This is a genomic window from Actinoplanes sp. NPDC019969 (genome assembly GCF_055562375.1).
In genome coordinates, this window is the sequence record NZ_JBVHFK010000012.1 from 176065 (window position 1) to 199896 (window position 23832).

The window sequence follows — 23832 nt, forward strand, 5'->3', positions numbered from 1 at the left end:
AATGTGAGGGAATCTTCAAGTCCACAGCGAACTCTCAGGAACCTTTGTATCCGCTGTGTGGGACCTCTGATGCGCACGGAAACCGCTCCTATTGACGCTCGTCTGACCCCGAAGATACGTTCTGGCAGTCTCGCCATTTCCGTCTCCGCGCGCGATCGGCGGAGCGTTCGCCGGCTCCTCTCGCCGGCCCTCAGAGGAGGCAGGAACATGTCGACAGTGGCATTGCCGCTCCGCGCCCATCACGTGGGCGTCCAGACAGCGGACCTGGACAACAGCATCCGCTGGTACACCGAGTTCTTCGGCGCCCGGGTCGCCTGGGAGCTCGACCGCTTCTCCGACCTGACGGTCAGCCGCCTTCCCGGCATCCGCAAGCTCGTCGAGATGGCCATGGACGGCCTGTGCGTGCACCTGATCGACCGGGACGGGCACACCGGGCAGCTGCCGCCCGAGGACGGCTTTCAGTTCCAGCACGTCTGCCTGCAGGTGGGCGAGGCGGATCAGCTCCCGGTCCTCCGCGACCACTGGATCGAGCTGTACGAGTCCGGCCGGTTCTCGTTCGCCCGCACCGACCCGCCGACCGACATCGTCGTCGACGCAGACGGCGTGAGCAGCCTCTACCTGTTCGATCCCAACGGCCTGGAGTACGAGCTGACGCACGTGCCGGACGGACCGCGATGACCGGGGCCGCAGTCCTCGACACCCGGGTGCAGGCCTGGGACTTCGGCGACTTCCCGTACGGCCTGGAGCCGCTGACGATGCCGCCGGCGGGCAAGGCACGCGTGCTCGCCGGCGTGGTGGCGCCGGAGGTGCCGCCGTGCGACGTGGACCAGGTCGGCGCCGAGCTGCGCCTGCTCGACGGGGCCGCCCGCGACGCCGGCCGTTTCGACCTGGCCTCCCCCGCCTCGCACGAGCAGCTGTTCTGGTTCCGCTGGATCACCGGCCACCAGGTGACGTTCGCCTTCTGGCGGATGATGGGCGCCCTGCTCGAGGAGCATCCCACCGACGGCGCCGTCCCCGGACCGGAGGTGCTGGAGCGCCTGGAGACCTACGTGCACGGGTACGGCGCGATGCTGCTGTACAGCGGCTCGTGCCCGCGCGACCTGTACGCCGCGCTGATCCGCCCGGCGATGTTCCGGCAGCATCAGGGGTTCAGCGGCACCTGGGCGCCGGACTTCCACCAGGTCCGCTCACTGCTGCGCGGGCGGACCCGGGGCTGGCTCCGGGAGCGGGGCGCGGCCGGGGTCCGGGCGGCGGTGGAGGCCCATTGCGCCATCCATGAGGAGGTGGCCGCCCGGCTGGTTCCCGAGGGCCGTTCCCTGCTGCAGGAGAGCGTCGGCGCGGCCCCGGTACGGCCGTCGCAGCGGACCGCGGTGCTCTACGACAACTTCTTCATGACGCTCCGGGCGCCGATCCCCGACGGGACGGTCGCCGTTCAGTTGCTGCGGCGGCTCCGGGCGGTCGCCCTGGACCTGGCCGCGAACGGGCTCTACCCGCTGGGCCGCGACGAGTGCGCGGCGGACACGCCGGCCGCCGCGGCCATGGTCGCCCACGGCGAGCGGCGGCTGGGGCGGGTGGTGACGGCCACCGCCTCGTACGCCGCGGAGGTGGCCTGGCGGCAGGTGACCTGATGCGGCACGGGGTCCTGATCCTTCCGGAGCACTCCTGGCCCCGGGCCCGGGAGCGGTGGACGCTCGCCGAGCGGCTCGGGTTCGCCCACGCCTGGACCTACGACCACCTGATGTGGCGCTGGTTCGCGGAGAAACCGTGGTTCTCCGCCGTCCCCACGCTCGCCGCCGCCGCCGCGGTGACCGACCGGATCGGGCTGGGAACCCTGGTGGCCAGCCCGCACTTCCGGCACCCGGTCACCTTCGCCAAGGAACTCGTCACCCTCGACGACATCGCACCCGGCCGGATGATCTGCGGCATCGGCGCCGGCGCGCCCGGCTTCGACGAGACGCTGCTGGGCGACCCGGTGTTGCGGCCCCGTGCCCGCGCCGACCGGTTCGACGAGTTCGTGAGCCTGCTCCACCGGCTGCTGCACGAGGAACGGACCACGTACACCGGCCGGTGGCTCTCCGTCCGCGAGGCCGTCGTGCTGCCGCAGCCCCGGTCCCTGCCGCTGGCCGTGGCCGCCGCCGGCCCGCGGGGCATGGCCCTGGCCGCCCGGTACGCCGACATCTGGGTGACCAGCGGCCCGCCCAACGTCTTCGAACAGGACCGCTTCGACCGGGTGGCCCCCCTGCTCAAGGAGCAGATGGCCGCGCTGGACGAGGCGTGCGACGCCCAGGGACGGGACCCGGCGGGCCTGCGCCGGCTGCTGCTCACCGACGGCGCGGTCGGTGGGGTGCTGGAATCCACCGGCAGCTACGCCGACGCGTCCGGCCTCTTCGCCGACCTGGGATTCACCGACCTCGTGGTGCACTGGCCGCGTCCCGCCCCGCCGTTCGAGGGCGACGAGCGGGTGCTCCTCGACTTCGCGTCCACCCACTTGAAGGGGGATCGATGACCGTCCCGTTCGAGATCGTCGGCATCTTCGGGGCCGAGCCCGGCGGCGGAAGCCCGCTGGCGGTGATCCACGACGCCGGCGGCCTGAGCACCGAGCGGATGCGGTGGATCGCCGGCCGGCTGCGCGCCGACGAGACCGTGTTCGTCCTGCCGCCGGCCACCTCCGGCGCCACCTACCGGGTCCGGGTGTTCACCACGGCGGGCGAGTCGCCGTACGGCGGCCATTCCGCGGTGGGCACCGCGGTGTCCCTGCTCCGCCGGGGCGACATCCGGCCCGGCACGGTGGTGCAGGAGTGCGGCGGCAGGCTGCTGACCGTGCACGCCGGGGACGGCCGGGCCGAGTTCGCCGTGACCGGGACACCGCGGACCGAGCCGCTGCCGGCCGCGCCGGTGCTCGAGGCGGCCGGGCTGACCGCGGACGACCTGGCCGGCGAGCCGGTCCTGGCCGGCTTCGGGCCGTTGTTCCGGCTGGTTCCGGTACGTCCGGAGGCACTCGGCCGGGCCCGTCCCGACTTCCTCGCGATGACCCGTCACGAGCTGCCGGAGATCTTCCTGTTCAGCTGGGACGACAGCGCGGCGACCGCCGAGGCCCGCCTGTTCGCTCCGGGCTGGGCCATTCCGGAGGATCCGGCGTGCGCCTCGGTGGCCCTCGCGTTCGGCGCCTGGCTCACCGCACGGCAGGGGCGGCCGGACGTGCCGCTCCCCTTCCGCATCCGGCAGGGCGCCGAGCTGGGGCGCCCGGCGCTGTTGTCCGGCACCCTGCGGGCCGCGAACGACGATCCGGAGATCACCGTGACGGTCGGCGGGCCGGCGCCCGGGGAACTGGCCGGGCAGATCACGGCCGGTCCCCTTCCGGGCGCCGGTCAGCCCAACGAGCGGCGTACGTCGTCGGCCGCATAGTGGGTACGCCCGTCGCGCCGGCGCCGCCGCCACCCGTTCTCGCTGGCCAGGCGGTACACGCTGCCCCGGGAGACGCCCCACAGCGCGGTGATGCCGTTCGCGTCGAGCCAGACGGCCTCCGCCCGCGCGGACGTCCCGGCGCGCATCATCAGCACCTCCGGCCCGGCCCAGCGGTGTGCGGCGTCGGCGTCGCACGTGACCTGTACGTTCTCCGGCCGCGTGCCGCCCGTCAGCTGACCGTCGCAGCCGGGTACGACGCAGTCGCCGAGGTGCCTGCCACGCTCCCGGTACAGGACCCGCTCGGCGTCGGCGACCAGGTCCGCGACCTCCGCCACCAGGTCGCCGGCCGCCGGATGCCGCGCCAGCAGGCCGAACCTGGCCAGTAGGAAGCGCGTCAGGTCCGCCACGACACGCCGGGGCGGCGCCGCGCCGGTCGCCTGGGCGACCATCCCGGCCCAGGACGCCAGCACGGTCTCGATGGCGTGCCGCGCGTCGGTGGCCCCCGCGTGCAGCGGAACGGCCGGGCCGGGCCGGCCGGCGCGCGGCGGCGCCTGCCACGCGGGCGCGGGGCTGCGCAGGTGGCGCTCGCCGCACTGCTGATACAGCGCGGGCAGCCGCCGCAGGTCCCGGCCGAGCCGGGCGGCGCAGGACGGGCAGAGCGGGGAGCCGGCGGTGACGGTGACCGGGCAACCGGGCGCGGCGCATCGGGCCACCATTTCGATTGTCGTCATCGGTTCATTCTCGGCACGGGTCTCCCCGCTGGCCATGCCCCTGCATTCCTCCTGTACGAGTTCAAGGTTCTTTGAATGTCTTTGAAGTGCTCTGAGTTGTGCTCCGAACACCGGCGAAGATATATCTGTTTATCGTGAGCGCTCATTGTGCCTGATCTTGCATCGCGACCCGGGAAAGGGTGGAGTTCTCGTGGAATTGACCCGCGAATGGGCCGAGAAGGAAACCGCGGCGGATCCGCTCGCGGTATTCGCGAAGGACTTCCTCGTCCCGGAGGGAACGCTCGCGCTGAACGGCAACTCGCTCGGCCCACCGGCCGCCGCGGTGCCGATCGCGCTGGCGGACACGGTCCGCCGGTGGAGCGAGCATCTGATCCGCGGATGGTGGGACGACGGCTGGTGGGACGCGCCGGAACGGGTCGGCGACCGCATCGGCCGCCTGATCGGCGCCGGCCCGGGCCAGGTGGTGGTGGGCGAGTCCACCTCGGTGCAACTGTTCAACGCCCTGATCGCCGCGGCCCGGCTGACGCCGGGACGCGGTGTCCTGATCGCCGACGCCGCCAACTTCCCGACCGACCGCTATCTCGCCGCCTCGGTCGCCCGGCTGCTGGGACTGCGGCTGGTCGAGACCCCGATCGCCGGCCTGCCCGCCGCTCTCGATCGGCACGCCGGCGAGGTCGGCGCGGTGCTGTGCGGCGCCGTCGACTTCCGCACCGGCGAGCTGTGGGACATCGCCGGGCTCACCGCTGACGTCCACCGGGCCGGCGGCGTCGTGGTGTGGGACCTCAGCCACGCGGCCGGGGCGGTCCGGGTGGAGGCCGACGCCGCCGCCGTGGACCTGGCCGTCGGCTGCGGCTACAAGTACCTGTCCGGCGGGCCGGGCGCTCCGGCCTTCCTCTACGCGGCCCGCCGCCACCATCCCGCCCTGGATTTCGCGGTCACCGGCTGGCACGGGCACATCGAGCCGTTCGCGATGAGCGCCTCGTTCGTGCCGGCCGACGGCATCACCCGGGCCCGGACCGGCACCCCGCAGATCCTGTCCCTGCTGGCGCTGGAGGCGGCCCTGGAACCGCTGGAGGCCGCCGGCCTGGCCGCCGTCCGGGCCAAGAGCCTCCGGCTCGCGGACTACCTGTTCGCGCTCGTCGACGACCTCGACAGCGTCGAGGTCGTCACCCCCCGTGATCCCGGCCGGCGCGGGAACCACGTCACCCTGCGCCTGCCGGACGCGGTCGCCGTGGCCGAGGGCCTGGCGCGGCGCGGCGTGGTCGTCGACGAGCGGCCCCCGGACCTGCTGCGGATCTGCCTGAACGGGCTCTACGTCTCCTGGACCGATGTGTACGACACGGTGACGCACCTGCGGGAGGTTCTGCGGTGAACGACGCGAACCCGTACGTCGACTACGCCCGCATGGACGCGCTGCACGCCCTGCAACTGCCGGTCACCGACTCGCCGTTCGAGATGCAGTTCATCCTGCTGAGCCAGGTCAAGGAACTGCTGTTCCGGATGGTCCACCTGGAACTCGATCAGGCCCGGGCCCGGATCCGTGAGGACCACCCGGAGGCCGCCTGTCGCGCCCTGTCGCGCGCCGTCCGCCACCAGCGCACCCTGATCGGCTGCTGGGAGAGCATGAACGCGATGCCGGTGGACGAGTTCCTGCCGTTCCGCGACACGCTGGGCGAGGCGTCCGGAACCCAGTCCTACATGTACCGGCTGCTCGAGTTCACCCTCGGCAACCGGGTGACCGCGATGGTCCGGCGTACCGATTTCACGCGTTTCCCGCAGCTGGACGCCGAGCTGCGACGGCCCAGCCTGTACGACGAGGTGCTGCGCCACCTGGCCCGCACCGGGCTGCCCGTGCCGGAGCACGTGCTCACCCGCGACGTCGCCGGCCCGTACGTGGCCGACGAGGGCGTCGAGGACGTGTGGATGACGGTGTACCGCGGCCCCGACAAGTACCGACCCGCCTACGACCTGGCCGAACAGCTGCTCGAGGTGGCGTATCAGTTCTCGCGCTGGCGGGCCACCCATCTGCTGGTGGTCGAGCGCATGATCGGCGCGAAACGCGGCCTCGGCGGCACGGACGGCGCCGCCTGGCTGCGAAAGATCAACGAGCATCGATTCTTCATCGAGCTGTGGACAGCGCGTTCCGCCCTGTGACAGCACATCCCGTTCCTTCGAGAGGGGATCAGCATGAACCGACTCGGCCTCACCATGGGCGAGGAAGCCTACGAGCACGCCCTGCGCAGTGACGACACCCGGGAATTCGAGCTGCTGGACCGGACCTGGACCCAGCTGAGCGGGGTCGTCGGCGGCGAGTACAACTACGCCACCGGACTGTTCGCCTCGTCCCTGCCGTACGACGGCGTCCGTTCGATGCTCGAGATGGGCTGCGGGTGCGGGGTCGCCGCCGTCACCGGCGCGCTCGCCGGCGTGCCCCACGTGACCGCCCTCGACATCAACCCGGCCGCTGTGGAGACCGCCCGGCTCAACGCCGAACGGCACGGCGTCGCGGACCGGGTAACCGCCCTGACCAGTGACCTGTTCGCGGCGGCGCCCGTGGGCGCCACGTACGACCTGATCTTCTGGAACTCGCCGTTCATCCAGGTCCCGGCCGCCGACACGCTCGACTCCGACCTCGCCTACCACTTCTTCGACCCCGGGTACGCGATGCACGAGCGGTTCCTCCGCGAGGCCCGCCACCGGCTGACCCCGTCCGGCCGGCTGTTCCTCGGGTTCAGCTTCGCGATGGGCAGCGGCGACCGGCTCCGCGAGGTCGCGGCCGCCGCCGGGCTCAGCGTCGGCGTCCACGTCCAGGAGTCGTTCGCGGCGGCGCCCGAGGAGCTCGGCTCCTCACCGGTGTACCGCGAGCACGCCGGCGCCGACGCCCGGGTGCACATCGACTTCACGCTGCTGGAGCTGACCCGGTGACCGCCGCGCCCACCGTCCCGTTCCACGTCCCGCACACCGCCCGGCGCCAGGCCGAGTACATGAGCTCGGCGCTGGTCTCCGGTGACCTGGACGGCAACGGCGACTACAGCGCCCGCGCCTCCGAGGTGATCCGGCGGATCACCGGCGCCGGGCAGGTGCTGCTCACCCCGTCGTGCACCGCCGCCCTCGAGATCGCCGCGCTGCTGCTGGACCTCGCGCCCGGCGACGAGGTGGTGATGCCGTCGTTCACCTTCGCGCCGACGGCCAGCGCCTTCGCGCTGCGGGGAGCCGTCCCGGTGTTCGTGGACTGCCACCCCGACACCCTCAACCTGGACGAGAAGGCCCTCGAGGAGGCGATCACCCCACGTACCCGGGCCATCATCGCCGTCCACTACGCCGGCGTGGCCTGCGAGATGGACGAGATCCTGCGGATCGCGGATCGCCACGGCATCCCCGTGATCGAGGACAACGCGCACGGCCTCGGCGCCTCGTACCGGGACCGGCCGCTCGGCAGCCTGGGCCGGCTGGCGGCGCAGAGCTTCCACGCCACCAAGAACGTGCACAGCGCCAAGGGCGGCGCGCTGCTGGTCAACGACGACAGCCTGGCCGACCGGGCGACCATCATCCGCGACCGCGGCACCAACCGGCACCAGTACTTCCTCGGCCAGGTGGACAAGTACCGCTGGGTCGACCTGGGCTCCTCGTACATCCTGCCGGAGCTGCTGGCCGCCCTGCTCGCGGCTCAACTCGAGGAACACGACGCCGTGCAGCGACAGCGCCTGAACGTCTGGTACCGCTATCACGAGGGACTCGCCGGATGGGCCGGCGACCAGCGGGTCCAGCTGCCCGCGGTGCCCGCCGACCGCACCCACTCCGCGCACCTCTACCACCTCGTCCTGCCCGAGCCCGCCGACCGGGCCGCGTTCCTGCAGCACCTGAAGGCCCGCGGCGTGACCGCCACGATCCACTTCGTCCCGCTGCACAGCTCGCCCGCGGGGCAGCGGTACGGCCGTACCGTGCCCGGCGGCTGCCCGATCACCGAACACGTCGCCGACCGGCTGGTCCGGCTGCCGCTGCACACCGGTCTCACCCCCGTGCAGGTGGAGCAGGTCGTGGACGCCGTCGTCTCGTTCCGTACCTCCGAGTCCCGAGGGAGCCAGCCGTGACCACGGAAATCGCCAAGCCCGTCACCACCTGCCGCGTGTGCGGCGCCGACGACTGGCAGGACGTCATCTCGTTCGGCTCGGTGCCGCTGGCCAACGCGTACCTCGACACGCCCGGGCCGGAGGAGGCGTACCCGCTGGAGCTGATCTCCTGCCGGGACTGCCGCCTGCTCAGCCTGACCGCCGTGGTGGACCCGCAGGCCCTGTACCGCGACTACGCGTACGTCACCTCGGAGTCCGAGACGATGACGCAGCACATGCGCGAGGTCGTCCGCCTGTGCGCCCAGCGGATCGACCCGGGCGGCCTCGTGGTCGAGCTCGGCAGCAACACCGGCAACCAGCTCCAGCTGTTCCAGGAGGCCGGGCACCCGGTCGTGGGCGTCGACCCGGCCGAGAACCTCGCCGCCATCGCCGAGCAGCGCGGCGTCCCGACCGTGGCCGACTACTTCAACGAGCAGGTCGCCACCGCGATCAGCGGCGAGCACGGCAGGGCGTCGCTCATCCTCGGCCGGCACGTCTTCGCCCACATCGACGACCTGGCCGACGTCGTCCGGGGTGTGAAGGCGCTGCTCACCGACGACGGCCTGTTCGCCATCGAGGTGCCGTACGCCTGCGACCTGCTCGACCGGGTCGCCTTCGACACCATCTACCACGAGCACCTCTCCTACTTCCTGATCAGCACTCTGGACCGGCTGTTCACCCGGCACGGCCTGCGCACCGTCGACGTACGCCGGCTGCCCGTGCACGGCGGCTCCGTGCTGGTCACCGCCGCCCGGGCGGACAGCCGGTGGGAGACCGGCGCGCAGGTCGGCGAGCTGATCGCGTACGAGAAGAGCGAGGGCCTGCACACCGACGCCCGCTACGAGCAGTTCGCCGACCGCGTCCACACCCTGCGCCGGGACCTCACCGAGCTGGTCCGCAAGGAAGCCGCCAACGGCAAGCGGGTCGCCGGGTACGGCGCCTCCGCGAAAGGCACCACGCTGTTGAACATCTGCGACCTGACCAGCGACGAGGTCCGGTTCTGCACCGACACCACACCGCAGAAGCAGGGCCGGTACGTGCCGGGGACGCGGATCCCGATCGTGGCGCCCGGCGACGTGCCCGAACAACCCGACCTGTACCTGCTCCTGGCCTGGAACTACGCGGCGGAGATCCTGCACCGGGAAGCCGACTACCTGGACGCCGGCGGCGCCTTCATCATCCCGGTGCCGGAACCGGCGGTGTACGCCCGGCAGAAGGTCCAGCAGTGAGCTCGGAACTGTCCGCCCTCGTTCCCGTCCTGTTCGGGCACGCCGCCTTCCAGCAGCTCAACGCGGGCTGCCGGCTGGGCCTGTTCGAGCTGCTGAACGACCGCGGGCCGCTGTCCGCCGACGAGGTGGCCGACGCGCTCGAGCTGCCCCGGCGCTCCGCCGACATCCTGCTGCTGGGCACCACCGCGCTCGGCCTGAGCACCCTGGCCGATGGCCGGTACCGCAACGGGGCGCCGATCGCTGCCGTCTTCCGGGACCGCCTGTGGCCGGTGCTGCGCGACATCGTCCAGTACCAGGACCAGATCGCCTACCAGCCGGCGGCGGACTACGCCGAGTCGCTGCGCACCGGGCAGAACGCCGGCATCCGCCACTTCCCCGGCGCCACCCGTGACCTGTACTCCCGGCTGGCCGCGGTGCCGGGCCTCGAGGAGCTGTTCTACCGGGGGATGCACGCCTGGTCGCAGCTGTCCAACCCGGTGCTGCTCGGGCAGCCCGACTTCACCCGGGTGCGCCGGGTGCTCGACGTCGGCGGCGGTGACGCGGTCAACGCCGTCGCCCTCGCCCGCGCCCACCCGTCGTTGCGGGTCACCGTGCTGGACCGGCCGGGCGCACTGGAGGTGGCGCGCAAGACCATCGCCGACGCGGGGCTCCAGGAGCGGGTGACGACCCACGCGGCGGACATCTTCGCCGACCCGTACCCGGCCGGGCACGACTGCGTCCTGTTCGCCCACCAACTGGTGATCTGGTCGCCGGAGCAGAACCTGACACTGCTGCGCAAGGCGTACGACGCGGTCGAGCCGGGCGGCCGCGTCCTGGTGTTCAACGCCTTCACCGACGACGACCGGACCGGCCCGCTCTACGCCGCCCTCGACAACGTGTACTTCACCACGCTGCCGTTCCGGCACTCCACGATCCACCGGTGGGCGGACTGCGAGTCCTGGCTGCGCGAGGCCGGGTTCACCGAGGTCGGGCGGACCGTGTCGCCCGGCTGGACCCCGCACGGCGTGGTGTCCGGGAGCCGGCCGCGATGACCGCCGTCCGTACCGAGCGGGACCGGCAACTGTCGCCGAGTTCCGTGGCCCGCGACGCGCCGGGCACGCTGACGCGGTACCGCCTGCGCAGCCGGGAGGCGCGCCGCGACCTCGAGCACCACGCCGATCTGCGGTACGGGCCCCACCCCGCCGAGGTGCTGCACCACTTCCCGCCGCGCCGGCCCGGCTCCCCGCTGCTGGTCTTCGTCCACGGCGGCCACTGGCAGGAGTCCAGCAAGGAGGATGCCTGCTTCCCCGCGCCCGGCCTGATCGCCGCCGGGTTCGGGTACGTGGCGCTGGGCTACGGCCTGGCGCCCGAACGGAACCTGCCGGAGATGACCGGGTCGGTCCGGCGGGGCCTCACCTGGGTCCGGGACCACGCCCGGCGGCTCGGCGGCCGGGAGGACGCGGTCTTCGCGGCGGGCAGCTCCGCGGGGGCACATCTGGCGGCGATGGCGGCCGATCTGCCGCTGGCCGGCCTGTTCCTGCTCAGCGGCCTGTACGACCTCACCCCGGTGATCGGCAGCTACGTCAACGAGGCGCTCGGGCTCACCCCGGGCGAGGTGGCGCGGCTGAGCCCGCTGCTGCGCCCGCCGCCCGCCGTGCCGGTCGTGCTGGCGGTCGGCGAACACGAGACGGGCGAGTACCACGGCCAGCAGCGCCGGTACGCCGCCGCCCTGCGCCGTGGCGCGACACCGGTGACCGAGCTCGTGGTCGCCGGCCGGGACCACTTCGATCTGCCGTTCGACCTCGGTGACCCGGCGACCGTGCTGGGCGCCGCCGTGGCTCGTGCCGCACAGCCGGAGGAGGAGAGATGAAGACACGCGAACTCACCGTGGAGGGCGCGCTGGAGCTGACCCTCCAGGTGTTCCCGGACGAGCGGGGGAGGTTCTGCCCGATCTACCAGGACGGCGCGCTGAGCGAGCCGTTCCCGATCCGGCGCAGCGCGCTGAGCGTCAACCGGGCCGGGGCCGCGCGGGGCATCCACTACGGACCGGGCGATCACGGCCCCACCAAGATCGTGCACTGTGTCGCCGGCAGCGCGATCGACTTCGTCGTGGACGTACGGGTGGGGTCGCCGACCTTCGGTCACTGGGACAGCATCCTGCTCGACGCCGAGTTGCCGCGGGCCGTGTACCTGCCCGCCGGCCTGGGCCACGGCTTCGTCGCGCTGACCGGCGGCACGGTGATCAGCTATCTGATGACCACCGCCTACCAGGCCGGCGACGAGCGGCCGGTGTCGCTGTTCGACCCGGCCCTCGGCCTGCCGCTGCCGGCGGCGGCGGAACTGGTCATGTCCCCGGCCGACCGCGACGCCCCCACGCTGGCCGAGGCGCTCGACAGCGGGCTGCTGCCGCCCTACCGGACCGGGTCCACGAAGGAGGACGTGACGTGAAGGGCATCATCATGGCCGGTGGCTCCGGGTCCCGGCTCAAACCGCTGACCGGCGCGCTCTCCAAGCAGCTGCTGCCCGTCTACAACAAGCCGATGATCTACTACCCGCTCTCGGTGCTGATGCTGGCCGGCGTCACCGAGGTGCTGATCATCTCGTCGCCGGAGCATCTGCCGCTGTTCCGCGCGATGCTGGGTGACGGGGCCCGGCTCGGCATGCGGCTCACGTACGCCGAACAGCACCGGCCCGCCGGCATCGCCGAGGCGTTCCTGATCGGGGCCGATCACATCGGTGACGACAGCGTCTCGCTCGTGCTCGGCGACAACATCTTCCACGGCCCCGGCTTCTCCGCGCTGCTGCGCGACCAGGCCCGCCGGGTCGACGGGTGCACGCTGTTCGGGTATCCGGTACGGGATCCGCACCGGTACGGCGTCGCCGTCGTCGACGCCGGCGGCCACCTGACCGACATCGAGGAGAAACCGGCCCGGCCGCGTTCCGAGCTCGCCGTCACCGGCCTGTACATGTACGACAACGACGTCGTCGCCATCGCCCGCGGCCTGCGCCCGTCCGGCCGCGGCGAACTCGAGGTGACCGACATCAACCGCGCCTACCTGGAGCGCGGCAAGGCACGCCTGGTCCAGCTCGGCCGCGGCTTCGTCTGGCTGGACACCGGAACCCACGAGGCGCTGCTGGAGGCCGGGCAGTACGTGCACATCCTGGAGCAACGGCAGAGCGTACGCATCGCCTGCCTCGAGGAGATCGCCTTCCGGATGGGGTTCATCGACCGCGCCGCGCTCCAGCGGCTCGGCCGGGAGCACGCCGACACCGACTACGGCGCCTACCTGACCGAGATCGCGGACCGGCCGCCGGCCACCTGGCGCCTGCCGGACGGCACGCCGGCCTCGCCGCTGGCCGACCCCGCCGGGCTGCCCGCCCCGCTGGTTCCCGCCCCCGCCGGAAGGAGCTGACCATGCGCTATCTGTTCACCGCCATGCCCGTCGCGTCGCACTTCATGCCGCTGGTGCCGCTGGCCCACGCCGCCCTGGCCAGCGGCCACGAGGTGCTCGTGGCGACGTCGGGGCCGGCCACCCGTACCGCGGTCGCCGCCGGCCTGGTCACCGCCGACGCCGGTGGCAGCCGGCAGGCCCGGCAGCCCTACGACGACCTGCTGGACATGCTCGCCCGCGGGGAGGCCGGCACGGCCCCCGACGGCCCGACGTCGCTGGCCGTGCACGGCAGGCAGTTCGGCGAGGTCGGCGCCCGCCAGCTCGACGACATCGTCACCATCGCCCGGGAGTGGCGGGCCGACGCCGTCGTGTACCTCGGGATCCACGCCGCCGCCCTGGTGGCCGCCCGGGCCGCCGGCATCCCGGCCGTGCTGCACGGCTACGGCACGCCGCTGCCCACCTTCGGGCCGTCCCTGGAACACCTCGCCCCGCACGCCGCCCGGTTCGGTGTCGACACGATCACCGAGGCGGAGATCGAGATCGACGTGCTGCCCCCGTCGCTGACCGACTTCACCGACGTGCCGCCCGCCTTCGGCAAACCGGAGCACACGCTGGCCATGCGGTACGGCTGCTTCAACAACGGCGGTACGCTCCCGCACTGGGCGCTGCGCCGCGGCGACGTCCCGCGGGTGGTCGCCACCTGCGGATCCGCCCCCGCGATGACCCTCGACGGGCGCCTCTACCGCGACATCGTCACCGCCACCGAGCGGCTGGGCGCCGAGCTGATCCTGCTCACCGCGGACGCGGACCTGCCCGAGCTGCCGGCCGAGCTGCCGCCGCACGTCCGCGCGGAGCGCTGGCTGCCGCTGCGGGCGCTGCTGAACACCACCGACGCGGTCGTCCACCATGGCGGATCGGGCACCTTCCTCAGCACGCTCGCCGCCGGGGTCCCGCAGGTGACCCTGCCGATGCCGGGCACCGTGAACATGACCAACGCGCAAACGCTGACCGCCCGCGGCACCGGCCCGACGGTGGACCTCGCCGAGGTCAGCCCGGACACGATCACCTCGGCGCTGGAGGCGGTCCTGCGCGATCCGGGGCCGCGCCGGGCGGCGGAGGAGGTGGCCGCCGAGATGGCCGGCATGCCGGCCGCCGCATCGGTGATCGACCGGATCAGCGGGCTGATCCGGGACAGCCGATGAGGATCCTGGTCAACGGTGGCGGACCGGCCGGGACGGCGTTCGCCATGTTCGCCGCCCGGTCCGGCCGGGGCGACGAGATCACCGTCCGGGACTGGACCGGCCCCGAGGACACCTACGGCTTCGGGGTGATCCTGCCGCCGGCGGCGATCGAGGTGTTCCGCGACACCGACCCGGACCTCGCCGACGAGCTGAACGGCCACGTCATGGCCTGGGACCGGCTCAGCGTGCACCGGCACGGGCGGACGGCCGCCATCCCGGCGCCCCGGCTGGGAGCGATGGACCGGCGTACCCTGCTGGGGGTGCTGCGGCGTCGATGCACCGAGCTGGGCGTCCGGTTCGAGCACGCCGCCGTGGATCCCGCCGCCGGCGGCCACGACCTGGTCGTGGCCGCGGACGGGGCCCGGTCGGTGACCCGCCGGCACCGGGCGGCGGCCTTCGGCACCACCACCCGCGAGATCGGCCCGGCGTACATCTGGCTCGGCGCCGACAGGTCGCTCGAGCATCTGCGGTTCCTGGTGGCCGAGACACCGCCCGGCCCGGCTGTCGCGCACGCCTACCCGTACTCCCCCGAACGCAGCACGTTCCTGGTCGAGGCGGACGGCGATCCCTCGCCCGCCGCCCTGGCCGAGTGGTTCGCCGGCCCGCTGGGCGGGGCCCGCCTGCTGGAGAACCGATCCCGGTGGAGCCGGTTCCCGGAGGTCCACAACCGCACCTGGTCGGCCGGCGGCGTGGTCCTGATCGGGGACGCGGCGCACACCGCGCACTACTCGATCGGCTCGGGAACCCGGCTCGCGCTGGACGACGCGCGGGCGCTGGCGGACGCCCTGTGCACCCATTCGCGACTCGCCGACGCCCTGGCGGGGTACGAGGCGGTACGACGCCCCATTGTGGAACACACACAACGTATCGGCAGGCTGAGCGCCGAGTGGTTCACCCGGCTGCCGGATGTGCCGATGGAGAGGCTGCTGGACCAACTGGCCACCCGTGGTGGCCAGATCTCCTGGAAGGACCTGGCCACCGAGGGCAGCGGAGCGGTACCCGCCGCCCGGTGAGCCGATCGAACAGCGACATGATTGGGAGGACCCGGACGCTATGGCAGCGGACAGGCAGCACATCGTGGTGACCGGTGCACGCACCAACAACCTCAAAGGCATCGACCTGCGGATACCGCTGGGGAAGCTGACGGTGGTCACCGGTGTGTCCGGCTCGGGCAAGTCGTCCCTGGTGTTCGGCACCATCGCCGTCGAGTCCCAGCGGCAGCTCAACGAGGTGTTCCCGGCGTTCATCCGGAACCGGCTGCCCCGCTACGAACGGCCCGAGTTCGAGCTGATCGAGAACCTGAGCCCGGCCATCGTGGTCGACCAGAAGGCGGTGGGCGGCGGGAACCGCTCGACCGTGGGCACGATGACCGAGGTCAACCCGATCCTGCGGGTGATGTTCTCCCGCTACGGCGAGCCCAGCGCCGGCCCGTCGAACCTCTACTCGTTCAACGACCCGCAGGGCATGTGCCCCGAGTGCGAGGGCCTCGGCACGACCCTGCAACTGGACGTGGAACGGCTGCTCGACAAGAACCTGTCCCTCAACGAGGGCGCGATCCAGCATCCCAACTTCGCCGTCGGCACCAACTACTGGAAGCGCTACGCCCAGGTCGCCCGGTACGAGGAGGGCAAGGCCCGGGGCGCCGACCTGGAGCCGCTGTTCGACGCGAACAAGCCGCTGGCCCGCTACACCAAGGCCGAGATGGACCTGCTGCTGCACGGCGAGGGCTTCCAGACGACCCGGCCGGACGAGTTCAACAACGTGGCCGTCAACGACTACGAGGGCCTGGTCCCGCGGTTCACCCGCCGGTTCGTCAAGCCGGGTCTCGACGCGCTGAAGGACAAGGAGCGCAAGGCCACCGAGAAGGTCGTCACCGAGCAGGTCTGCCCCGCCTGTGAAGGGGCCCGGCTGGCTCCGGCCGCCGTGGCGTCGCGGATCGACGGGCACAACATCGCCGACTTCTGCGCCATGGAGATCGGCGACCTGGTGAAGGAGCTGGAGCGCCTGGAGAAGCGCTGGCCCGGCCCGGTGGTGCCGGCCGCGCTCGCATCCCTGCGCCGCATCGCGTCGGTCGGCCTGGGGTACCTGACCCTGAGCCGGCCCACCCGGACCCTCTCCGGTGGTGAGGGCCAGCGCCTGAAGACGGTCCGGCATCTCGGCTCCTCGCTGGCCGGGATGACGTACATCTTCGACGAGCCCAGCGTCGGCCTGCACGCCCACGACGTGGACCGGCTCACCCAGCTGCTGACCGCGTTGCGCGACAAGGGCAACACGGTGCTGATCGTCGAGCACAACCGGGACGTCATCGAGATCGCCGACCACGTCATCGACGTCGGCCCCGGCCCGGGCGCCGCCGGTGGCGAGATCGTCTTCACCGGCACCGTCAAGCAGCTCGCCGCCAGCGGCACGCTGACCGGCCGGTCGTTCAAGGCCCTGCCGGGGCTCAAGCCCGAGCCGCGGACGCCGACCGGCAACCTGCCGATCCGCAAGGCCACCCTGCACAACCTGCGCGGCGTCGACGTGGACTTCCCGACCGGGGTGCTGACCGTGGTCACCGGCGTGGCGGGCTCCGGCAAGTCGACGCTGGCCTCCAAGGTCTTCGCCGCCGAGTACCCGTACGCCATCGTGCTGGACCAGTCCGCGGTCGGGATCAACCCGCGGTCCACGCCGGCCACGTACACCGGGGTGTGGGATCTCGTCCGCAAGCAGTTCGCGGCGGCCCACGGCATGGATGTCAGCCTGTTCAGCTTCAACGCCAAGGGCGCCTGCCCGGAGTGCAAGGGCCGCGGCACGATCACCACGGACCTGGCGTTCATGGATCCCGTCACCGTCGTCTGCGAGGTCTGCGGCGGCACCCGCTACCGCCAGGACGTGCTGGAGCACCGCATCGACGGCCGCAACATCGCCGAGGTCCTGGATCTCACGATCGAGGAGGGCCACGACTGGTTCGACGAGCGCGCCATCGTCAAGCGCCTGGAACCGCTGCGTGAGGTCGGGCTCGGCTATCTCACGCTGGGCCGCCCGCTGTCCATGCTGTCCGGCGGCGAGCGCCAGCGGCTCAAACTCGCCGACCGCCTGCACGAGAGCGGCAGCGTGTACCTGTTCGACGAGCCCACCACCGGGCTGCACATGGCCGACGTGCAGAACCTGCTCGCCCTGCTGGACCGCCTGGTCGACGCCGGCAACACGGTCATCGCTATCGAGCACGACCTGGACGTCGTCAAGCACAGCGACTGGGTGATCGACATCGGTCCCGGCGCGGGCGAACACGGCGGCCAGGTCGTCTTCACCGGCACCCCCGCCGAGATGGCCGAGAAGGGCCGCACCCGCACGGCCGAGTACCTGCGGGCAGCGCTGCCCCGCTAGACCACCGCCTCATCACCGACTCCAGGCTGCCGCAGCTCCCGCTGCCGCGGCCATCCGATGCTGCGCAGGAGGAATTCGTGTCCGCCCTTCCCACTCTCCGAGTCCCCACCCTTCCGGTGGCCTTCGAGACGGCCGCCCGTGCCGCCGGCGACCGGATCGCCCTGGAGTACGGCTCGTCGTCGATCACCTATCGCGAGCTGGACGCCGCCGCGAACCGCTTCGCCCGCCAGCTGCAGCGCGAGGGCGTCACCCCGGGCAGCCGGGTCGGCCTGCACATGACCCGGTGCCTGGAGCTCTACATCGCGATGATCGGGCTGCTCAAGGCCGGCGCCGTCGTGGTTCCGCTGAACCCCGCCCACCCGGTGACCGTGCGCCGCTCGGTCGTCCGCGAGGCGGAGCTGCCGTTGACGCTGCGCGACGTGCCGGCCGGCCTCAGCTCGGTGACCGTCGAACGGGACGTGCACGAGCTGCTCGCCGCCGCGGCGGACCTGGACGACACCAGCCCCGGCCTGTGCACCGACCCGGAGAGCACCGCCTTCATCCTGTTCACCTCCGGCTCCACCGGCCGGCCCCGCGGCGTGCGGGTCGCCCACCGCGGCATCGCCCGGGTCGCCTCGTACCACGGCGAGGTGGAGGTCCGGCCGGACGACTGTTTCCTGCAGCTGGCGCCGTACTCGTTCGCCGCGTCGACGACGGACATCTGGCTGAGCCTGCTGCACGGCGCCCGTGTCGTGGCGCTGCCCTCGCAGCTGCCGTCCCTGCCGAAGCTCGCCGACACCATCCAGCGGCACGGCGTCACCTTCCTGAACCTGCCGGGCGGTCTGATGAACCTGCTGGTCGACGCCCACCCGGAGGCGTTCGCCCGGGTCCGTACCGTGATCGTCAGCGGGGACTTCCCGTCCGCCTCGCACCTCGAGCGGCTGATGAAGGCGGTGCCGGGCACCGTCTACAACGCCTTCGGCTGCACCGAGAACTCGGCGCTGACGGCGGTGCACCCGATGGCTCCGGAGGATCTCCGGTTCGGTGTCGTCCCGATCGGCCGGCCGTTGCCCGGGGTGGGCCTGCACGTCCTGCGCGAGGACCTGGCCCCGTGCGCGCCCGGCGAGGTCGGCGAGATGTACATCAGCGGCGCCGGCCTGGCCCAGGGCTATCTGGCGCTGCCGGAGGAGACCGCGGCGAAGTTCCCCACCGTCGCCGGCGTACGGATGCTGCGCACCGGGGACTGGGCCCGCACCACCCCCGCCGGCGAGGTGGTCCTCGTCGGGCGGACCGACCAGATGGTCAAGATCAGAGGCTTCCGGGTGGAGCTGCGCGAGGTGGAGCTGGCCGCCGAGGAGGGCGGACTGATCAAGAAGGCGGTGGTACGGGCCGTCGACGCCACCGACGGCCAGAAGGAGCTCGTCCTGTTCTGCACCACCGCCACCGGCGAGGCGCCCAGCACCGAGGCGCTGCTGGCCGACCTCAAGGGCCGGCTGCCCGACTACATGCTCCCGGCCCGGGTGCACCACCTCGCCGAACTGCCGGTCAACGTCAACGGCAAGCTCGACCGGATGGCCCTGCGGGAGCCTCGTGCGGTCCTGGTCGAGCCGGACGAGGCGGTGCCGCCGCCCGCGGCGCAGGACATCATCGCCACGACGGTGACACGGCTGCTGGCGGTCGTCACCGGCCGCGACCCGATCGGCGTCGCCGACTCCTTCCTGGCGTCCGGCGCGAACTCGCTGCAGGTCATCCAGCTCGCGGCGAGCCTGCACGACGTCATGGGGGTGGACGTCCGCCCGGAGGACATCTTCCGGCTCGACAACGCCGAGAGCCTGGCCGGGCACATCCGTGCCCTGCGCCAGGGCCACCGTGAGGTGCCCGCATGAGCGACATGCTGCGCACCGTGGTCCGCGACCGCTGGCACGTCTCGTCCGGGCGACCCGATGTCCTGGCCGCGGAGCTGGCCGACATCCTCGGGCGGGCCGTGGACCCGGCCGACGTCGCGGCGGCCAGCAGCCCGGAGGATCTGGTCGCCCGGCTCACCACCGGCGCGGCGCCGATCACGGCGGAACCGCCCGGCCCGGAGTCCCTGGCGTGGCCGGCCACGCCGGGGCAGACCGGCATCTGGTACCTCAGCGAGTTCGGCGAGGCGCGGACCGCGTACAACTCCCCGATCCTGCTGCGGGTGCCGGGCGCGCTCGACCACGAGACGCTGCGGGCCGCCCTGGAGCACGTGGTCCGGCGGCACGAGAGCCTGCGCACCACCTTCGCGATGGACGACGGCGCCCTCGCGCAGCGGGTGGCGGCCGAACCGCGGTTCGGGTTCCGCACCGCCGCTGTCGGTTCCGCCGACGAGGCCGGCAAGCTCGCCGCCGAACTCGCCGCCGAACATCTCGACCTCACCGACGGCCCCCTGCTGCGCGCCGTGTGCGTGGACGTCGCCGGGGACGACACCATCCTGCTGGTCAACGTGCACCACGCGGTGTTCGACGGCTTCTCCTGGTCGGTGCTGCTCACCGAGTGGCTCACCGCCTACCGGCGCCTGGCCGCCGGCGAGCAGCCGTCGCACGAGCCGCCGCCGGTCCAGTTCCGGCAGGCGGTGGCGGCCCTCCGCCCGGCCGACGAGGCGGGCCTGGCGTACTGGACCGAACACCTGTCCGGCGTGCCCGTGCTGGACCTGCCGCTCGATCACCCGGCCGGGGTGCGCGGCCGGGTCGCCGCCGCGTCGGTGCACACCCGGCTGACCGAACCGGAGGCGGCCCGGCTGCGGGAGCGGTCGGCCGCGCACGGGGTCACCCCGGCCGTCGCGCTGCTGGCCGCGTACGCCCTGCTGATGCACCGGCACACCGGCCAGACCGACCTCACCGTGGGCCTGCCGGTCTCGCTGCGGGACCGCTCGGCGGACCAGCAGGTGATCGGCCACCTGGTCAACACCGTCGTCCTGCGGCACCGGGTCACCTCCGGCAGCACCGGCACGGACCTGCTCGCCGCGACCCGGGACGAGGTGCGGGCCGCGCTCGCCCACAAGAACGTGCCGTTCGAGCAGATCGTCGAGAAGCTCGCGCCGAACCGCGCCGACAGCCGGCCCCCGCTGTTCCGGACGATGGTGACGATCATGCCGGCCGAACGTCGGGACCTGCGGCATCTCGGTCTCGGCGCGGACGCGTGGCAGCACCTCGGCAGCACCCCGAAGTTCGATCTGGCGCTCGTCGTGGAGGAGGCCGGGGATCATCTCGGCCTGACCTTCGAGTACGACCCGGCCGTGCTGGACCACGACACCGTGGCCCGGATGGCGGCACGGTTCCGGACCGTTCTGGACGCCCTGACGGACGACCCGGACCGGCCGGTGCACGACCTTCCCTGGATCCCGGACGACGAGCTGCGCGAGCTGCGGGCGGCATGGGCCGGGCCGGTGGACGAGCGGCCCGCGCAGCAGTCGCTCCCGCGGCTGTTCGAGGCCCGGGCAGGGAGGCATCCGGACCGGACGGCGGTGGAGTCGACGGCCGGCGCACTGACGTACCGGCAGCTCAACAGCGCCGCGAACCGGTTGGCACGGGCGCTGCGGCAGCACGGCGCCCGGCGCGGTACCCGGGTCGCGCTCCGGCTGGAGCGGGGACCGGACGCGATCATCGGGCTGCTGGCCGTGCTCAAGACCGGGGCGTCGTTCGTCCCGCTGGACCCGGCGTACCCGCCGCAGCGGCTCGCGCTGATGCTGCACGACGCGAACCCGGAGGTCCTGCTCGTGCACGGCGGCGCGCCGGACGGGGTTCCCGGCGGCACCACGGTGGTGGACCTCGCCGGCGCCCAACTGCCCGCCGACGACACGGACCCGGGCGAACCGCGGGCCGCCGGCGACGAGATGTACGTCGTCTACACCTCCGGCTCCACCGGCCGTCCCAAGGGCGTGATCATCGAGGACGTCACCATCACCAACCTCGTCCACCGCCAGGACGACCTGTCCCGGCTCGGCGCGGACGCCCGCACCCTGCAGTACATGTCGATCTCCTTCGACGTGTCCTTCATGGAGATCTTCTGCACGCTGGCCGCGGGCGGCACGGTGGTGGTGCCCGGCGAGCAGATGCGCACCGATCTGCGCCGGCTGGCCGGATTCCTGCGGGACCAGCGCGTGAACCGGGTCTTCCTGCCGTACGTCGCGTTGCAGGAACTGGCCACCGTGCTCACCCGCGAGGACATCGACCTGCCGGACCTCGCCGAGGTCTACACCACCGGGGAGGCGCTCGTCGTCACGGCACAGATCCGTGACATGTTCCGCCGCCGCACCCCGGCGGTGCTGATCAACGCGTACGGGCCGTCGGAAGCGCACCTGGTCAGCGCGCGGCAATTGCCGCCCGATCCGTCGTCCTGGCCGGACCGCCCGGCCATCGGGGAGGTCGCCGGCAACGTCCGGGCGTACGTGCTGGACGAGCAGCGGCGGCCGGTGCCGTTCGGCGTGCGCGGCGAACTGTACGTCGGCGGCCCGGTGGTGGGCCGCGGCTACCTGAACCTGCCCGGCCAGACGCGGGAACGGTTCCTGCCCGACCCGTACGCGGGCTCCTCCGGCGGGCGCATGTACCGCACCGGTGACCTGGTGACGCTCACCGTCCCGGACGGGCTCGTGCACCTGGGCCGCGCCGACGAGCAGATCAAGATCCGCGGCTACCGGATCGAGCCCGGGGAGGTCGAGGGCGCCCTCAACGACCTGCCGGGCATCACCGCGTCCGCGGTGGTGGCCGCCGAGCACGAGACGGGCGGCCGGCACCTGGTCGCCTTCGTGTGCGCCGGCGGCGCGCCGGCCGATCCGGCGCGGGTACGGGACCGGCTGCGCGACGCCCTGCCCGCCTACATGATCCCGTCGCGGATCGTGACCCTGGACCGGTTGCCGATCGCGCCGAGCGGCAAGACCGACCGCGCGGCGCTGGCCGCCGAAGCGAGCCGGTTGTCGGCACGGCCCGCCGACGTCAGCGACGACCGCCCGCTCGGGGAGACCGAGCAGCGTGTCGCCACGCTGTGGGCCGGGTTGCTGCCCGGGGCCGGCATCGGCCCGGACACCGACTTCTACAGCGCCGGCGGGCACTCGCTGCTGGCCGTGCGGCTGCGTCAGGCGGTGGAGGACGAGTTCGGGCTGGAACTGCCGCTCAGCGCCCTGCTCGCGACGCCGACGGTGGCCGGTATGGCGGCCCGCGTCGACGCCGTCCGGGCCGGCCACGACGAGGTCGCCGGACCGGATCTGTGGGCCGACACCCGCCTGCTGGACGGGTTGCGGCCCGGAGCCACCCGCGCCGCCGATCCCCGTGCCGAGCGGGCCGTCCTGCTCACCGGCGTCACCGGTTTCCTGGGCGGCTACCTGCTGCGGACCCTGCTGCGGACCGGCCACGAGGTGCACTGCCTGGTCCGGGCCGCCGACGAGGAGCAGGGCCGGGCCCGGATCGCGGAGGCCTGCCGGCGCTACCGGGTCGACGTGGACCTCACGCACGTGCGGGTGGTCGCCGGCGATCTCGCCCAGGAACGGTTCGGTCTGCACCCGGCCGACTACGCGGATCTGGCCGGCCGGATCGGGGCGGTGTACCACGCCGCGGCGCACATCAACTTCTCCGCGCCGTACGCCTCGGTCCGCTCCTCCAACGTCGACGGCTTCGTGCGGATCGCCGAGTTCTGCGCCGACACCGTCCTCAAGCCGCTGCACCACATGTCGACGCTGGCGGTCTTCTCCCCGGCCGAGCCGCCCCGGACGGTGGACGAGGACAGCGTCCCCACCACCGCCGACGGGCTCGGCATCAGTTACGCGCAGAGCAAATGGGTCGCCGAGCGGCTGGCGCTGGCGGCGCGGGACCACGGCGTACCGGTCACCGTGTACCGCATCGGCCGGATCGGGCCGGACTCGGTCACCGGCGCCTGCCGCACCGACGACTTCTTCTGGCTGCAGATCAAGAGCTTCGTGCAGCTGGGTGTGGTCCCCACCGATCTGGGGCGGCCGGTCGACCTGCTGCCGGTGGACCTGGTCGCCGACGCGGTGGTCCGGCTCGCCGGCTCCGCGCAGGCCCGGAACCGTACCGTGCACCTCTTCCACCCCACCGGCATCGACTGGCGGACCATCCTGGCCGCCCTGGCCGCGGCCGGGCATCGTCCACGGCAGGTGACCACCGCCGAGTGGCTCGCGGCCCTGGAGTCCGCCCCCGCCGGCGCCGACGGCGGCTCGCTGGCGAGCCTGGTCCCGCTGTTCCGCGAGGGCGTCATGAACCTGGGCGAACACCGGTTCGTCAACGACCGCACCGTCCGTGACCTGGCCGCGCTGGGGATCGGGATTCCCGCGGCAGAGCCGGGATGGATCACTTCGATGATCGAGTACTTCACCTCGACCGGTCAGCTCGCCCGCACCTCGGCGTCATGACCTCAGGAAGGGC

General features: G+C 72.8%; 19 protein-coding genes. 18 read left to right on the forward strand and 1 reads right to left on the reverse strand.

Going from position 1 to position 23832, the window contains the following annotated elements; translation table 11 throughout:
- Positions 1 to 207: 207 nt before the first annotated feature.
- The 4 genes from ACZ3II_RS32040 to ACZ3II_RS32055 are packed head-to-tail and all read left to right on the forward strand — an operon-like array spanning position 208 to position 3405.
- Positions 208 to 678: a VOC family protein gene (locus ACZ3II_RS32040; RefSeq protein WP_465522306.1), complete on the forward strand. Its 471-nt coding sequence runs from the start codon at positions 208 to 210 to the stop codon at positions 676 to 678.
- Positions 675 to 1628, forward strand: coding sequence for a hypothetical protein (locus tag ACZ3II_RS32045; protein ID WP_465522308.1), 954 nt, complete (start codon positions 675 to 677; stop codon positions 1626 to 1628). Before ACZ3II_RS32040 ends, ACZ3II_RS32045 begins: the two co-directional genes overlap by 4 nt.
- Positions 1628 to 2506 (forward strand): LLM class flavin-dependent oxidoreductase, encoded by an 879-nt coding sequence (locus ACZ3II_RS32050; RefSeq protein ID WP_465522310.1) that lies wholly within the window; start codon positions 1628 to 1630, stop codon positions 2504 to 2506. Before ACZ3II_RS32045 ends, ACZ3II_RS32050 begins: the two co-directional genes overlap by 1 nt.
- A complete protein-coding gene (locus ACZ3II_RS32055) occupies positions 2503 to 3405 on the forward strand; it encodes a PhzF family phenazine biosynthesis protein (RefSeq protein ID WP_465522312.1) in 903 nt (300 codons plus the stop codon). Before ACZ3II_RS32050 ends, ACZ3II_RS32055 begins: the two co-directional genes overlap by 4 nt.
- Here the strand turns inward: ACZ3II_RS32055 and ACZ3II_RS32060 are convergent.
- Complete coding sequence (locus tag ACZ3II_RS32060) at positions 3369 to 4136, reverse strand: hypothetical protein (RefSeq protein WP_465522314.1); 768 nt, start codon at positions 4134 to 4136, stop codon at positions 3369 to 3371. The two genes, ACZ3II_RS32055 and ACZ3II_RS32060, sit on opposite strands and share 37 nt — an antisense overlap.
- A gap of 190 nt (positions 4137 to 4326) precedes the next feature.
- Here ACZ3II_RS32060 and ACZ3II_RS32065 point away from each other — a divergent pair, with 190 nt between their 5' ends.
- The 14 genes from ACZ3II_RS32065 (at position 4327) to ACZ3II_RS32130 (ending at position 23819) form a co-directional block, all read left to right on the forward strand.
- On the forward strand, positions 4327 to 5508 hold the full coding sequence (locus ACZ3II_RS32065; protein ID WP_465522316.1) for an aminotransferase class V-fold PLP-dependent enzyme: 1182 nt from the start codon (positions 4327 to 4329) through the stop codon (positions 5506 to 5508).
- A complete protein-coding gene (locus tag ACZ3II_RS32070; protein ID WP_465522318.1) occupies positions 5505 to 6290 on the forward strand; it encodes a tryptophan 2,3-dioxygenase in 786 nt (261 codons plus the stop codon). Before ACZ3II_RS32065 ends, ACZ3II_RS32070 begins: the two co-directional genes overlap by 4 nt.
- Positions 6291 to 6323: 33 nt before the next feature.
- Complete coding sequence (locus ACZ3II_RS32075) at positions 6324 to 7061, forward strand: methyltransferase (protein ID WP_465522320.1); 738 nt, start codon at positions 6324 to 6326, stop codon at positions 7059 to 7061.
- On the forward strand, positions 7058 to 8227 hold the full coding sequence (rffA, locus tag ACZ3II_RS32080) for a dTDP-4-amino-4,6-dideoxygalactose transaminase (RefSeq protein WP_465522322.1): 1170 nt from the start codon (positions 7058 to 7060) through the stop codon (positions 8225 to 8227). The genes ACZ3II_RS32075 and rffA overlap by 4 nt, the downstream gene beginning before the upstream one ends.
- Positions 8224 to 9474 (forward strand): methyltransferase domain-containing protein, encoded by a 1251-nt coding sequence (locus ACZ3II_RS32085; RefSeq protein ID WP_465522324.1) that lies wholly within the window; start codon positions 8224 to 8226, stop codon positions 9472 to 9474. Before rffA ends, ACZ3II_RS32085 begins: the two co-directional genes overlap by 4 nt.
- Positions 9471 to 10505 carry a methyltransferase gene (locus ACZ3II_RS32090; protein ID WP_465522326.1) on the forward strand — a complete coding sequence of 345 codons (1035 nt, stop codon included), beginning with the start codon at positions 9471 to 9473 and terminating at the stop codon, positions 10503 to 10505. Before ACZ3II_RS32085 ends, ACZ3II_RS32090 begins: the two co-directional genes overlap by 4 nt.
- Entirely contained in the window at positions 10502 to 11323 is an 822-nt protein-coding gene (locus ACZ3II_RS32095; protein ID WP_465522328.1) for an alpha/beta hydrolase, read from the forward strand. Before ACZ3II_RS32090 ends, ACZ3II_RS32095 begins: the two co-directional genes overlap by 4 nt.
- Positions 11320 to 11901 (forward strand): dTDP-4-dehydrorhamnose 3,5-epimerase family protein, encoded by a 582-nt coding sequence (locus ACZ3II_RS32100; protein WP_465522330.1) that lies wholly within the window; start codon positions 11320 to 11322, stop codon positions 11899 to 11901. The genes ACZ3II_RS32095 and ACZ3II_RS32100 overlap by 4 nt, the downstream gene beginning before the upstream one ends.
- A complete protein-coding gene (gene rfbA / locus ACZ3II_RS32105; protein ID WP_465522332.1) occupies positions 11898 to 12866 on the forward strand; it encodes a glucose-1-phosphate thymidylyltransferase RfbA in 969 nt (322 codons plus the stop codon). Before ACZ3II_RS32100 ends, rfbA begins: the two co-directional genes overlap by 4 nt.
- A 2-nt stretch (positions 12867 to 12868) precedes the next feature.
- Positions 12869 to 14047: a glycosyltransferase gene (locus tag ACZ3II_RS32110; RefSeq protein WP_465522334.1), complete on the forward strand. Its 1179-nt coding sequence runs from the start codon at positions 12869 to 12871 to the stop codon at positions 14045 to 14047.
- Positions 14044 to 15099, forward strand: coding sequence for an FAD-dependent monooxygenase (locus ACZ3II_RS32115; protein ID WP_465522336.1), 1056 nt, complete (start codon positions 14044 to 14046; stop codon positions 15097 to 15099). The genes ACZ3II_RS32110 and ACZ3II_RS32115 overlap by 4 nt, the downstream gene beginning before the upstream one ends.
- A 40-nt stretch (positions 15100 to 15139) precedes the next feature.
- Positions 15140 to 17452 (forward strand): excinuclease ABC subunit UvrA, encoded by a 2313-nt coding sequence (locus ACZ3II_RS32120; RefSeq protein ID WP_465522338.1) that lies wholly within the window; start codon positions 15140 to 15142, stop codon positions 17450 to 17452.
- Between the two features lie 116 nt (positions 17453 to 17568).
- Positions 17569 to 19317 carry a non-ribosomal peptide synthetase gene (locus ACZ3II_RS32125; protein WP_465522340.1) on the forward strand — a complete coding sequence of 583 codons (1749 nt, stop codon included), beginning with the start codon at positions 17569 to 17571 and terminating at the stop codon, positions 19315 to 19317.
- Positions 19314 to 23819, forward strand: a complete 4506-nt coding sequence (locus ACZ3II_RS32130) for a non-ribosomal peptide synthetase (RefSeq protein ID WP_465522342.1) — start codon at positions 19314 to 19316, stop codon at positions 23817 to 23819. Before ACZ3II_RS32125 ends, ACZ3II_RS32130 begins: the two co-directional genes overlap by 4 nt.
- Positions 23820 to 23832: the final 13 nt, after the last annotated feature.